The sequence below is a fragment of the Mesorhizobium sp. M0239 genome, from assembly GCF_040321815.1.
GTDB lineage: Bacteria > Pseudomonadota > Alphaproteobacteria > Rhizobiales > Rhizobiaceae > Mesorhizobium.
In genome coordinates this window covers 20,220-31,866 of sequence record NZ_JAMYSG010000017.1, presented here as the reverse complement: position 1 = coordinate 31,866, position 11,647 = coordinate 20,220, and the positions used below count along the sequence as shown (strand labels likewise).

The 11,647-nt window shown below is 63.3% G+C and carries 11 protein-coding genes; 4 read left to right on the top strand and 7 right to left on the bottom strand.

The window, feature by feature from the left end; all coding sequences use genetic code 11:
• Window positions 1-8: 8 nt before the first annotated feature.
• Window positions 9-251 (bottom strand): type II toxin-antitoxin system Phd/YefM family antitoxin, encoded by a 243-nt coding sequence (locus NKI99_RS18765; RefSeq protein ID WP_023813576.1) that lies wholly within the window; start codon window positions 249-251, stop codon window positions 9-11.
• A 77-nt stretch (window positions 252-328) separates the two neighbouring features.
• Entirely contained in the window at window positions 329-754 is a 426-nt protein-coding gene (locus NKI99_RS18760; protein ID WP_128305073.1) for a MarR family winged helix-turn-helix transcriptional regulator, read from the bottom strand.
• Between the two features lie 115 nt (window positions 755-869).
• Here NKI99_RS18760 and NKI99_RS18755 point away from each other — a divergent pair, with 115 nt between their 5' ends.
• Complete coding sequence (locus tag NKI99_RS18755; RefSeq protein ID WP_127258021.1) at window positions 870-1,277, top strand: hypothetical protein; 408 nt, start codon at window positions 870-872, stop codon at window positions 1,275-1,277.
• A 143-nt stretch (window positions 1,278-1,420) separates the two neighbouring features.
• On the opposite strand, the gene NKI99_RS18750 is transcribed toward NKI99_RS18755, so the two are convergent.
• Complete coding sequence (locus NKI99_RS18750; protein WP_023813573.1) at window positions 1,421-3,466, bottom strand: NADH:flavin oxidoreductase; 2,046 nt, start codon at window positions 3,464-3,466, stop codon at window positions 1,421-1,423.
• A gap of 101 nt (window positions 3,467-3,567) precedes the next feature.
• On the opposite strand from NKI99_RS18750, the gene queF reads away from it, so the two are divergent.
• Window positions 3,568-4,029, top strand: coding sequence for a preQ(1) synthase (gene queF / locus NKI99_RS18745; protein ID WP_010915503.1), 462 nt, complete (start codon window positions 3,568-3,570; stop codon window positions 4,027-4,029).
• Window positions 4,030-4,038: 9 nt separating this feature from the next.
• Here the strand turns inward: queF and NKI99_RS18740 are convergent, their stop codons facing one another.
• The 4 genes from NKI99_RS18740 to NKI99_RS18725 all read right to left on the bottom strand — a co-directional run bounded on the left by NKI99_RS18740 (window position 4,039) and on the right by NKI99_RS18725 (window position 8,473).
• Window positions 4,039-4,650 carry a hypothetical protein gene (locus tag NKI99_RS18740; RefSeq protein ID WP_352611655.1) on the bottom strand — a complete coding sequence of 204 codons (612 nt, stop codon included), beginning with the start codon at window positions 4,648-4,650 and terminating at the stop codon, window positions 4,039-4,041.
• 4 nt (window positions 4,651-4,654) lie between these two features.
• Window positions 4,655-5,134 (bottom strand): DUF3828 domain-containing protein, encoded by a 480-nt coding sequence (locus NKI99_RS18735; protein ID WP_352611654.1) that lies wholly within the window; start codon window positions 5,132-5,134, stop codon window positions 4,655-4,657.
• A 96-nt stretch (window positions 5,135-5,230) separates the two neighbouring features.
• Window positions 5,231-6,880, bottom strand: coding sequence for an ABC transporter substrate-binding protein (locus NKI99_RS18730; protein ID WP_352611653.1), 1,650 nt, complete (start codon window positions 6,878-6,880; stop codon window positions 5,231-5,233).
• A gap of 42 nt (window positions 6,881-6,922) precedes the next feature.
• Window positions 6,923-8,473, bottom strand: coding sequence for a trimethylamine methyltransferase family protein (locus tag NKI99_RS18725; RefSeq protein ID WP_128305066.1), 1,551 nt, complete (start codon window positions 8,471-8,473; stop codon window positions 6,923-6,925).
• Window positions 8,474-8,563: 90 nt separating this feature from the next.
• Between NKI99_RS18725 and NKI99_RS18720 the strand changes: the two genes are divergently transcribed.
• Together NKI99_RS18720 and mutL are read left to right on the top strand one after the other, a co-directional pair.
• Window positions 8,564-9,466 (top strand): LysR substrate-binding domain-containing protein, encoded by a 903-nt coding sequence (locus NKI99_RS18720; RefSeq protein WP_127288978.1) that lies wholly within the window; start codon window positions 8,564-8,566, stop codon window positions 9,464-9,466.
• 276 nt (window positions 9,467-9,742) lie between these two features.
• On the top strand, window positions 9,743-11,617 hold the full coding sequence (gene mutL, locus NKI99_RS18715; protein WP_352611714.1) for a DNA mismatch repair endonuclease MutL: 1,875 nt from the start codon (window positions 9,743-9,745) through the stop codon (window positions 11,615-11,617).
• The last annotated feature ends 30 nt before the right edge of the window (window positions 11,618-11,647 follow it).

Genomic DNA, 11,647 nt, shown 5'->3' with positions numbered 1-11,647 from the left:
CGACCGCGTTACAACGCGACCTTGCGAGCCGGTTTGCGGGAACGAGGCGGAATATCGCCAAGGTCACCAGGGAAGGCCGCCAACAATTGTCCAAAACTTGGCACGCGCGAAAGCCTTTCATAGTCTTCGAAAGACAGAATGACAGCCTGCTTGCGCCCGTGACGGGTGATGACGGCAGGCGTCCCGGCGACGGCTTGATCGACCACCGCTGAAAGTGTTGCCTTGGCATCCTTCAACTGAATCTCGCGCATAGCTTGCTCCAAAATGACTAGAGTGGTCATATAGCAGAGCAACTCGGATCAAACAAGGCCTGTCGATCCCCCCAAGATCATCCCACATTCGCCCGCAACACGGCCAGCACCTGCGCGAACTCCGCCAGCCGCTCGTCGGACAGTCCGACCCGCAGCCGCTTGTCAAAGGAAAGCGCAGCCTTACGCAATGTCTCGAACATCGCTTCTCCGGCCGCGGTCAGTTCGACCAGATGAACCCGGCGGTTGACGGGATCACGGCGGCGCGTCAGCAGGCCCTGCGCCTCCATCGCGTTGAGATGGTGGGTCAACGTCGCGCCTTGGATGCCGATCATGCCGGCGAGTTCACGCTGATTGGCAAGCTTGCTCGACTTGACCGACAGCAGAGTGAGCCAGACCGGCAGCGTGCCACCGGCCTCGACCAGGGCAGCGTCGAAGGCCTGGGCAACCAGCTTGGCGGTTCGTCCGAGATTCATGCCGACTGGCGGGCGTTCGAAGGGTGTCATTGCAGGACACTAGACGGTGTCATGCACGGATGGAACTGGCGCGACTTATACATTAACATCTAACCATTTGATATCTAATTACCGAGAGATGGCGGGCTAAAGAGGAAATCCGGTCATGCAATATGTCTACATCGTCGTTATCGGCCTTCATGTCATGGCAGGTGTATTCTGGGCGGGTACGACGATCGCGGTCGGCCGTGACCCGGACATCCGGGCGGAACGGTTCTTCCGGCCGCAAATGGGCGCTGCCGGTCTGGTTTTCCTGACCGGCATACTGCTCTGGTATTTCTTTCACGAGGGCGTTTTCGGCTCGATGGAGAAGGTGCTGGCGCTGGGCATCGTGACGGCCCTGATCGCCGCCGGCGTGCAAGGCGCGCTGGTGGGCTCAGCCAGCAGGCAGCTTGCCGGTGCCGATGCGGCAACGGAAAGCCAGTTGCGCGCGAAGATGACAAGAGGCGAGCGCATCGCAGGGGGGCTGCTGGTGCTGACCGTGCTGTGCATGGCCACCGCCAGAATGTTTTGAGCGCCGCCACGCAGCACAAGCTCGCAGAATCGTACGTTATCTGGCGACGAGCCAATGACGTGCGGGCGCGCGGTCAGACCGAAGTACACGGGCTCTCGTACGCAGGTCCGACCGCGCGCCACCGATCCTCGCAATAGCTAATTTCAGATACGCAAGCCGAACCTGATGCCGTCATAGATGGCGGCGTGGATGTTGCGCGAGGCGACCGCGTCGCCGATGCGGAACAGCACGAAGCCGCCTTCTGGATTGCGCTTGGGAAAGATGTCGCCACCACTCACCAGCCGTTCGTAGTCGACCGCACCGCCATTCTTCGACAGAGGCTTTAGCGATAGGTAGAGATCATCGAGCGGCAGCGTACCGTGCTCGACCACCACCTGGTCGACCCTGCGCTCGCCGCGCCAGCCATCGGCGAAATCCGAAGCCAGCTCTGCGATCAGTTGATTGCCCTCGCGCCGCACCGAACGCAGCCGCGTGTTGATGGTGATGGTGACGCCCTTTTCCTGAAAGGCCCTGATATAGGGCACATGGTTCATGCCGCCCATTTCCGGGGCAAAGAAACGCTCCGGCGATACAAGCTCGAGTTTCGAGCCGGCATTGGCGATCAGTTCGGCGGCGCCCATGCCCTGATGGCCGCCATTGTCGTCATAGAGCAGCACATTTTCGGCCGGCTTGACGCTGCTGGCCATGATGTCCCAACTCGAGGTGACAAGGTTGTCGCCGGCCGTCAGCGGCGGGTTCTGCGGCAGGCCGCCGGTAGCGACCACCACCACATCGGGCGACAGCGCCAGGACATCGTCTTTTTCCGCCCAAGTGTCGTAGCGGATCTCGACGCCGAGCCGGTCGAGTTCAGCCAGCCGCCAGTCGATGATACCGATCAGTTCCTTGCGGCGCGGGTTCTGCGTCGCCAATCGCACCTGGCCGCCGGCCTGGCTCGATGCTTCAAGCACCATCACCTTGTGGCCGCGCTCGGCCGCGACCCGCGCAACCTCCAGCCCGCCGGCGCCGGCTCCGACGACCACGATTTTCTGCTTCGGTCCTTCGGTCTTGACGATGATATGCGGGATTTCGGCCTCGCGGCCGGTCGCGGCATTGTGGACGCAAAGCGCTTCGCCGCCCTCATAGATGCGGTCGAGACAATAGGTGGCGCCCACGCACGGGCGGATCTCATGCTCGCGCCCCTCCATCACCTTTTTGATGATGTGCGGATCGGCGATATGGGCGCGGGTCATGCCGACCATGTCGAGCTTGCCGGTGGCGATGGCGTGGCGTGCGGTGGCCACGTCGGATATGCGCGCCGCGTGGAAGGTCGGGAATTTCGTCGCCGCCCTCACCTCTCCGGCGAAATCAAGATGCGGCGAAGAGCGCATGCCGGTTACCGGGATGACCTTGGTCAGCGCCGCATCGCTCTCGATCGAGCCACGAATGATGTTGAGGAAATCGACCTTGCCGGAGCCCGCCAGCCGCCTGGCGATTTCGATCCCCTCCGCCTTCGACAGGCCTTTTTCGAAATCTTCGTCGGCGACCATGCGGATGCCGACGACGAATTTGTCGCCGACAGCTGCCCGCACGGCATCGAGCACCATGTTGGTGAAGCGCAGGCGATTGTCCAGCGAGCCGCCGAATTCGTCGTCGCGATGGTTGGTGGCCGGCGACCAGAAGCCGTCCATGAGATGGCCGTAGGATTCGAACTCGATGCCGTCGAGGCCGGCGGCCTCGCAGCGCTGGGCGGCCGAAGCATAGTCGGCGACGATGCGCTCGATGTCCCAGTCCTCGATCGTCTTCGGGAATGCGCGATGCGCCGGCTCACGCACCGGCGAGGCCGAGAGCACCGGCAGCCAGTCGGCCTTGTTCCAGCCGGTACGGCGGCCGAGATGGGTGATCTGGATCATCACCTTGCAGTCGTGCTCGTGGCAGGCGTCGGCGAGCTCGGCCAGCCACGGCACGATCCTGTCGTCATAGACATGCAGATTGCCGAAGGCGGCCGGGCTGTCGCGCGAGACGATCGCCGAGCCGGCGGTCATGGTCAGCGCCATGCCGCCCTTGGCCTTCTCTGCATGGTAGAGCCGGTAGCGCTGTTTCGGCATGCCGTCCTCGGAATAGGCCGGCTCATGGCTGGTCGACATGACCCGGTTCTTCAGCGTCAAATGTTTGAGCTGGTAGGGCTGGAGAAGCGGATCGTTGCTGGTCATCGTCTTCCTGCGGTTTCAAATTGTGCTAATGAGCGGCAAAATTCGTTTTCAAGCATGTCGTCCCGCACGCACTCCGGGCGCATGCGACAAGGATTGCGCCCATGATCGACACCAAAACCCTCACCCAGCTCGGCGCGCACGTCGAGACGCCACAAAGCCCCGAAGCAGCGGTCCTGGAGACCGTACCGTTTTCGCGTGGTGACGGACCGCCGGCGATCGTGCGCTTCACCTGTCCGGAATTCACCTCGCTGTGCCCCGTCACCGGCCAGCCGGACTTCGCCCATATCGTCATCGACTACGCACCCGATGCGGCTCTGGTGGAATCGAAGTCGCTCAAGCTGTTCATGACCTCGTTTCGCAACCATGGCGCCTTCCATGAAGACTGCACCGTCATGATCGGCCGCCGCATCGTGGCGGCAACCAAGCCGCTGTGGTTGCGCATAGGCGGCTATTGGTATCCACGCGGCGGCATTCCGATCGATGTGTTCTGGCAAACGGGCGCTCCGCCCGAAGGCGCCTGGCTGCCCGACACCGGGGTGGCGCCCTATCGCGGGCGGGGTTGAGCTCGCCCATCATTCGCACTGATATTGGCTGAGTGCCCATTCGCCGGTCACCGACAGCAGGTCCGATATCTTCCAGTCGCCGTCGACCCTCTTGAATTTCCATTCCAGCCGGTGCGGGTTGCCCGATATGACGAAGGCGACGATGACCTTGGCCTGGTCGCCGTTGATCGCCTCGAGCGTCTTCAGGCTCTTGTCGATCTCGGCCTTGTCGTAATCGGCATTATCGAGTGCCATGTTGGGGTCGAGGCACTCGCCCTGCCCGGATTTGCGCAAGGCGTCGCTCTTGTCGAGCACGGTTTTGGCCGGGTCGATGAAATGGCTTCGCTCGGCTGGATCGATCTCCAGCCCGACCTGATCGTAAAACGGCCGCACCACAGCGGTCGGCGAGCCCGGCTGGATCGGTGCGGCCGGCGCGGCTTCGGCTGGCGACCATCCAACCGGCGGCGTTGCCGGTTCCACCCCGGTTCCGGGTGCATTTGCGGGCGGTGCCCCGCTGTCGCCCGGCTGGGTGCCGGCCGGGGCGTTTGCCGGCGGCGCACCCAACAGGCCTTGCGCGGCGGCGCCGCTCAGAGCCGCCAGCAGGCACACACCCGACAGTGCCAGGAACCGGCGATGGGCCATCGCTTCACTCCGGCGTCTGGCCGGCCATGCATTCCAGCGCACTGAGCGTCCAGTCGCTGGTCTTGGAAGCGATGTCCGATATCTTCCACTTGCCGTCGATCTTCTTGAGCGACCAGAGCATTTCACGCTTGGAATCGTCGCCCTCGGAGAACAGGCCGAAGGTTGCCGTGACCTGTGCGTTATCGCCATCCAGCTTCTCAGACAGTTTCAGCGTTTTCGAGACGGTTTTCTGATCGAAATCCTGGGCGTCGAGACCAGGATCGAAATCGATGCAGGCGACCTGGTCCGGGTTCTTCTTCGTTGCCTGGTCGTTCAGCTCGAACAGTTTCGTCACCGGTTCGGTGAACCGGTCCCGATATTGTTCGTCGGCCTCGAACTTGACCGCCGGGACATAGAAGAACTTCACCGCGTCGGATGCCGGTCCGGCGACGGCGGCGGCCGGCAGGGCTATCGAAAGGGCGGCAACGAGCACTGTCAGTCTCATGCAGAATCTCCGGCTTTTGATGGCTTGAGCCTATCAGTACCACGTATCCTGCATATCGGCTTTTTTGCGGCTCATGAAGTCCTGCCGCGCCTTGTTTCAGCCGTCCAGCCAGACGTTTTGAAGGTCCATCTCGAATGTCTGGTGGACACCATAGTTCTTCACCTTCTTGTACTGATGGCTGTAGAGCTTCTGCCAGAATGGCTGAATAATGACGCCCGAATCCTGCAGGATCTGCTCGACATCCTTCATGACCTCGCGTCGTTTCTCCACGTCGATGAGCGATAGCGCCTGCTTGAGCTTGGCGTCGAAATCGGGGTTGGAATATGCCGATTCATTCCAGGCCTCGCCGGTGCGATAGCCGAGCGCCAGCACCTGGACGCCAAGCGGACGCATGTACCAGATCGTCATCGAATAGGGATATTTCGTCCAGTCGTTCCAGAAGGTCGAACCCGGCAGCACCGTGCGCTTCACCTTGATCCCGGCATCGCGCAGCTGGCCGGCAATGGCGTCGCCGGTATTCTTCTGCCAATCGTCCTCGATGGTGATCAGCTCATGCTCGAAGTCAGCCTGTCCGGCTTCCGCCATCAGCTTCTTGGCGCCGGCGGCGTCGCGTGTCTTCTTGGGCAGCGGATAGTATTCCGGATGGATCGGGGCAACGTGGTGGTTTTCACCAGGGGTGCCTCGCCCGGCATAACCAAGTTGGAGGACCGCATTGTTGTCGACGGCCATTTGCAAGGCGTTGCGCACCCGCTTGTCGTCATAGGGCTTGTGAGTGATGTTGGTGCGGGCAACCAGCGTCGTCGCCGTCGCCACCTCCGATTTCACCAGATCCATCTTGTCGAGAATGTCGATGAAGTCGGCGGGCGACTCGAAATTGAGGTCGATCTCACCCGATTCGAACGCGTTAACGGTGGCGTTGAAATCGGTGCCGTAGTCGATGAACTCGACGCTGTCGAGCGGCGCTTCACCACCCCACCATTTGCCATTCTCACGACGCTTGACGACCGCCTTCTGGCCGACATCGTAGGAGACCAGTTCGAACGGTCCCGTGCCGATCGGCTTCTTGATCGGATCGGCACCATCGGCATCGAAGCTGCGATGGACGACGAGCGCCGGATAGTCGGTGAAATTCGGGATCAGTGAAATGTCTGGTTCGCTTAGCTTCAGCTTGACCGTGTTGTCGTCGACCTTGGTGATCGCACCATCCCTGGCCTTGCCGGTCTTTGTGTCGATCAGCGCGCCGACACGGGCGGCCATGGAATTGCCGGCGACATTCTTCTCGCACCAGCGCGTCAGATTGTGAGCGACGTCATCGGCGTTGAAGGCATCGCCGTTGTTCCATGTGATGCCCTTGCGCACATGCAGCACATATTCGGTGGCGTCGTCATTGATATCCCAGCTTTCGAGCAGAACCGGCTCGAAGGTGAACTGCCTGGTATAGCGGACAAGCGGCTCCAGCCAGCAACGCGAAATGTTCGCCAGTTCCACCCAGTCGTAAGTGCGCGGATCCTTCTGTCCCTTCACCGACATCGAGACGCGCAGCGTTCCGCCTTTCTTCGGCTCTTCGGCCAAGGCCCGATCCGGCACGGCAAGGCCGATCATGCCATAGGCAAGCGCCGTCGATGCGCCGAAGGCGCTTGCCAGCGCCAGAAACTCGCGCCGGTCGACACGACCCGCGCGTGCTTCGATCGCCATTGCCTCGATAGCGCTCGGCACGCGATCACCACTGCTTCTGAAGAATGCCATTTTTTCCTCCCGTCTGGTTCCCTTTGATCTTGGTTCTTCGCGTCAACTGACGCTGTCCGGCAGCCTCTCCTCGCGCCGCGCGATGAAATCCATCAGGCCATCGGCGATGCCTTCGTCGAGCTTCGGCTCCTCGTAATCCGCCAGCATATTGCGCGCCTTCTCGCGACCGCGCGTGTCGTGGTCCTTCGCCCCCTCTGCCTTCCACTGTTCGAACGAATTGAAGTCCATGATCGAGGGCATGAAGAAGGCGGACTCGAAATGTTCGAGCGTATGCTGAGTGCCGAGGAAATGGCCTTGCGGTCCGACCTCGCGGATGGCCGCCATCGCTTCCTTGAAATCGTCGAACGGCAGACCGCCGGCATATTTGTACCAGCCGATGAGCTGTTCGCAGTCGGTGGCGAATTTCGAATAGCCGCAGGTCAGGCCGGCCTCGAGCCACCCGGCGGAGTGCCAGATATAGTTGGCGCCGGCGAGGATGGCGGCATGCATCAGCATGTTCGCCTCGTAACCCGCCTGGGCGTCGTTGAGCTTCGACCCGACATGAAAGCCGGACGTGCGCCACGGCAGCCGGTATTTCCGCGCCAAGGCTCCCATCAGATACATCATCTGCGCCGCCTCGGGCGTGCCGCCCATCGGAGCGCCGGTCTTCATGTCCACCGTGACCATGAACTGCCCGTAGATCTGCGGCGACCCTGGGCGCAGCAGTTGCGTGAAGGCGACGCCCGCCAGCGCTTCCGCATTGACCTGCGCAACCGCGCCCACGGCGGACGCCGAAGTCGAGGCGCCGCACAGTGCGAAGGGTGCGAGGATCAGCGGCTGGTTGCTTCGCGCATAGACCTTCATCGCGTCCAGCATGGTGGCGTCCCACACCAGCGGCGAATTGCAGTTGGTGATCGACACCAGGACCGGATTGTCGCGGACATACTCCTCGCCGAACACGATTCCCGCCATCGCCATCGTGTCTTCCGCCCGCTCCTTGGACGTGACGATGCCCATGAACGGCTTGTCGGAATGCTTAAGCGCGGAATGGATGATGTGGAGGTGACGCTTCGGTACCGCGATTTCCATCGGCTCGCAAATGACCGAACTCGATGAATGCAGCGCCGGCGCCATGTAGGCGAGCTTGTGGAAATTGTTGAGGTCGGCCAGCGTGCCGTAGCGCCTGTTGTTGTCGAGGTCACGCACATAGGGCGCGCCATACATCGGCACGAAGATGGTATTGTTGCCGCCCACCCGCACCGTACGCTGCGGATTCCTCGCATTGAGCGTGAACTCCGACGGGACCTTCGATACCAGTTCCATCAGCAGGGCCCGGTCGATCCGCACACGAGTTTCCGAGACATCCGCGCCCGCCGCCTTCCACAGCGCGATAGCCTCGTCGTCGCGGAATTCGCATCCCACCTCTTCGAGGATCAAGAGCGACTCCTCGTGGATCAGTTCGACCGCCTCATCGGGGACCATCTGGTAGACGGGGATCTGGCGGACCAGGGTCGGGAACGACGTTACAGGGGCTCCGCGCAGCGCCTTGCGCCCCAGGCGGCCGCCACTGCGGCGGTTGGCATGTTCGGTGACTTCAGGGGCCGGTGCGTTCATGGCAACTCCATTCCACTCATGAAGGAGCCTAGCGCGACAAAATGGTGATGTGACGCTGGAAAATCCTGATCTCTTGTATAAGCTCAGATTATGCGAAGCCTGCGCCACCTCCTGCCCTCGGCCGGCAGCCTGATCGTCTTCGAGGCGGCCGGGCGGCTTTCGAGCTTCACCGCCGCCGGCCGCGAGCTCGGCATGACGCAGGCCGCCGTCTCCTATGCCGTGCGCGGGTTGGAAGAGCAGCTTGGCGCCAAGCTGTTCCAGCGCCGCCACCGCCAGGTTCTCCTGACCGAGGCCGGCGAGCGCTTCCATGCCGATGTCTCGCTTGGGCTTTCGCATATCCGCAAATCGGCGGAGGATCTACGCCTGCAGGCGACCGGCGGTCATGTCACGCTGGCCGCCTCGACCGCGTTCGGTTCGTTCTGGATGATGCCGCGCCTGCAGCAGTTCCGCGACGAACTGCCGGGCATCGACCTGCGTATCCAGACCGCCGACCGCGACCTCGACATCATCGCCGAAGGCATTCCGCTCGGCGTGCGCGGCGGCGCGCCGCGGGACTGGCCGGACTATCACTCGTTGCCGCTGGCGGACGAGGAGATATTTCCCGTCGCCGGCACCAGCTATGCGGCAAAGTTCGGCCTGCCCAAATCCGCTGCCGAACTGGCCACGCACCGCCTCATCCATCTGGAGGAGCCGTATCGCGAGGCGGCCAGCTGGGACGAATGGTTCCAGTCGGCGGGCGCCAATCTCAGCGATACCGCGCGCGGCCTGCGCATCAACGATTACGGCCTGGTGATTCAGGGCGTCATGGAAGGCCAAGGCATTGCGCTCGGCTGGCGGCATCTCGCCGAGCGGTTGCTGGCGTCGGGCTTGCTGGTGCCGGTGACGGATCATGTGCTGAAGACCGGCAAGGCGTTCTATGTCGTCTGGCCGAAGAACCGGGAACTCAGCGACAACGCCCGCAAGGTGCGCGACTGGCTGGCCGCTCAGGCATGAGGGGCAGTGCCTCCCAGTCCCTTGGAAGTCGGCGGGACAGCACCCCCCTCTGTCCTGCCGGAGATCTCCCCCGCAAGTGGGGAGATTGGCAGTTCCAGCCTCGCCACCCTTCCTGCAGCGCTGCAGATTGGCGAAAGCCGTGGCGACATCCGATCTCCCTCCTTGCGGGGGAGATGGCCGGCAGGCCAGAGGGGGGTGCTGTCCCGCCAGCATCATCGCTATTCCGCCGACATCGAATGCTTCCTCATCGGCGTCGAATCCGCCTATAGTGGCGCCATGCCCATCCGCCAGCTTTCCGAAACGATGATCAACCAGATCGCCGCCGGCGAAGTCATCGAGCGTCCCGCAAGCGTGGTCAAGGAACTGGTCGAGAATGCGCTCGACGCCGGTGCTTCGCGCGTCGAGATCGTCACAGCCGGCGGCGGGCTGAACCTGATCCGCGTCACCGATGACGGTTCCGGCATTCCCGAACGGGAGCTGACGCTGGCGATCGCACGTCATTGCACCTCCAAGCTCACCAAGGATATCAACGACATCCGCTCGCTGGGCTTCCGCGGCGAAGCGCTGCCGTCGATCGGCTCGGTGTCGCGACTTTCGATCCGCTCGCGCACGGCAGCAAGTGACAGCGCCGCCGAGATCGGCATCGAGGGTGGCCGCGTCCTGCCTGTCAGGCCGGCGGCGGCCAATCGCGGCACCACGGTCGAGGTGCGCGACCTGTTCTTCGCAACGCCGGCCCGATTAAAGTTCATGAAGGGCGAGCGCGCCGAAAGCTCGGCCACCAGCGATGTGGTCAAGCGCATCGCCATCGCCTTCCCCGCCGTGCGCTTCACGCTGGCCGGCTCGGACCGCTCGACGCTGGAATTGCCGGCGGCGGATGACAGCGCGGAAGGCAGCCTGCGCCGTGTCGCCCAGGTGATGGGCGCCGACTTTCCGGACAATTCTATTGCCCTCGACGCGATGCGCGAAGGCGTGCATCTGACCGGCCACGTGTCGATCCCGTCCTTCACCCGCGCCAACGCGCTGCAGCAATATGCCTATGTGAACGGCCGCCCGGTGCGCGACAAACTGATCGCCGGCGCCATACGCGGTGCCTACGCCGACGTCCTGCCGCGCGACCGCCATGCGGTGACGGTGCTGTTCCTGACGCTCGACCCGGCCATCGTCGACGTCAATGTTCATCCAGCCAAGGCCGATGTGCGCTTCCGCGATCCCGGCCTTGTGCGCGGACTGATCGTCGGGGCAATCCGACAGGCACTGGCCGATGCCGGCGTCCGCGCCGCCACCACGGGGGCCGCCGGCATGATGGCGGCGTTCCGGCCAGGGGCCGCATCCTACGGCCACGGTGGAGCGGCAAACGGCCACCGCAGCTACGACGCGGCCTACCGCGCCTCGGGTCCGTCCGGCTTCGATCCCGCCCGGTCGTCGCAGCGGCCGCTCGATATGGGTTTCGAGGGTGCGGGCTTCCAGCAGCGCGGCTTGCATGAAAACGAGCAAGCGGCTTTCGATGCCGGTCCGCAGCATAGCGCCGATGCACGCGCAGGGCAGGATAAAGCGGCCGAGACGCTGCTCGGCGCGGTGCTGGGCGCGGCGCGCGCCCAGGTGCATGAGAACTACATCGTCGCCCAGACCAGGGATTCGCTCATCATCGTCGACCAGCATGCGGCGCATGAACGGCTGGTCTACGAGGCGCTGAAGAATGCGCTGCACTCGCGCCCGGTGCCCTCGCAGATGCTGCTTCTGCCCGAGATCATCGACCTGCCGGAGGAGGATGCCGAGCGGCTTGCGCTGCATTCGGAAACGCTGGCCCGCTTCGGTCTCGGCATCGAGCGCTTCGGCCCCGGCGCCGTCGCGGTGCGCGAGACGCCGTCGATGCTGGGCGAGACCAATGTCGGGCAATTGGTGCGCGACCTCGCCGACGAGATCGCCGACAACGACACGGTCGACACGCTGAAGGAGCGGCTGGACAAAATAGCCGCGACCATGGCCTGCCACGGCTCTGTGCGCTCCGGCCGCCTGCTCAAGGCCGAGGAGATGAATGCCCTGCTGCGGCAGATGGAGGCGACGCCCGGCTCGGGCACCTGCAATCACGGTCGCCCGACCTACATCGAACTTAAGCTGGCGGATATCGAACGGCTTTTCGGGCGGCGATAGCTGCGGACGGATTGCGGGCCATCGCTTCAC

What these genes read in the sequence shown, in the direction of transcription:
- mutL (WP_352611714.1), top strand. Translation starts at nt 9,743, where the DNA reads ATGCCCATCCGCCAGCTTTCCGAAACGATGATCAACCAGATCGCCGCC.
- NKI99_RS18750 (WP_023813573.1), bottom strand. Translation starts at nt 3,466, where the DNA reads ATGACCAGCAACGATCCGCTTCTCCAGCCCTACCAGCTCAAACATTTG.
- NKI99_RS18730 (WP_352611653.1), bottom strand. Translation starts at nt 6,880, where the DNA reads ATGGCATTCTTCAGAAGCAGTGGTGATCGCGTGCCGAGCGCTATCGAG.
- queF (WP_010915503.1), top strand. Translation starts at nt 3,568, where the DNA reads ATGATCGACACCAAAACCCTCACCCAGCTCGGCGCGCACGTCGAGACG.
- NKI99_RS18740 (WP_352611655.1), bottom strand. Translation starts at nt 4,650, where the DNA reads ATGGCCCATCGCCGGTTCCTGGCACTGTCGGGTGTGTGCCTGCTGGCG.
- NKI99_RS18765 (WP_023813576.1), bottom strand. Translation starts at nt 251, where the DNA reads ATGCGCGAGATTCAGTTGAAGGATGCCAAGGCAACACTTTCAGCGGTG.
- NKI99_RS18755 (WP_127258021.1), top strand. Translation starts at nt 870, where the DNA reads ATGCAATATGTCTACATCGTCGTTATCGGCCTTCATGTCATGGCAGGT.
- NKI99_RS18725 (WP_128305066.1), bottom strand. Translation starts at nt 8,473, where the DNA reads ATGAACGCACCGGCCCCTGAAGTCACCGAACATGCCAACCGCCGCAGT.
- NKI99_RS18720 (WP_127288978.1), top strand. Translation starts at nt 8,564, where the DNA reads ATGCGAAGCCTGCGCCACCTCCTGCCCTCGGCCGGCAGCCTGATCGTC.
- NKI99_RS18760 (WP_128305073.1), bottom strand. Translation starts at nt 754, where the DNA reads ATGACACCCTTCGAACGCCCGCCAGTCGGCATGAATCTCGGACGAACC.
- NKI99_RS18735 (WP_352611654.1), bottom strand. Translation starts at nt 5,134, where the DNA reads ATGAGACTGACAGTGCTCGTTGCCGCCCTTTCGATAGCCCTGCCGGCC.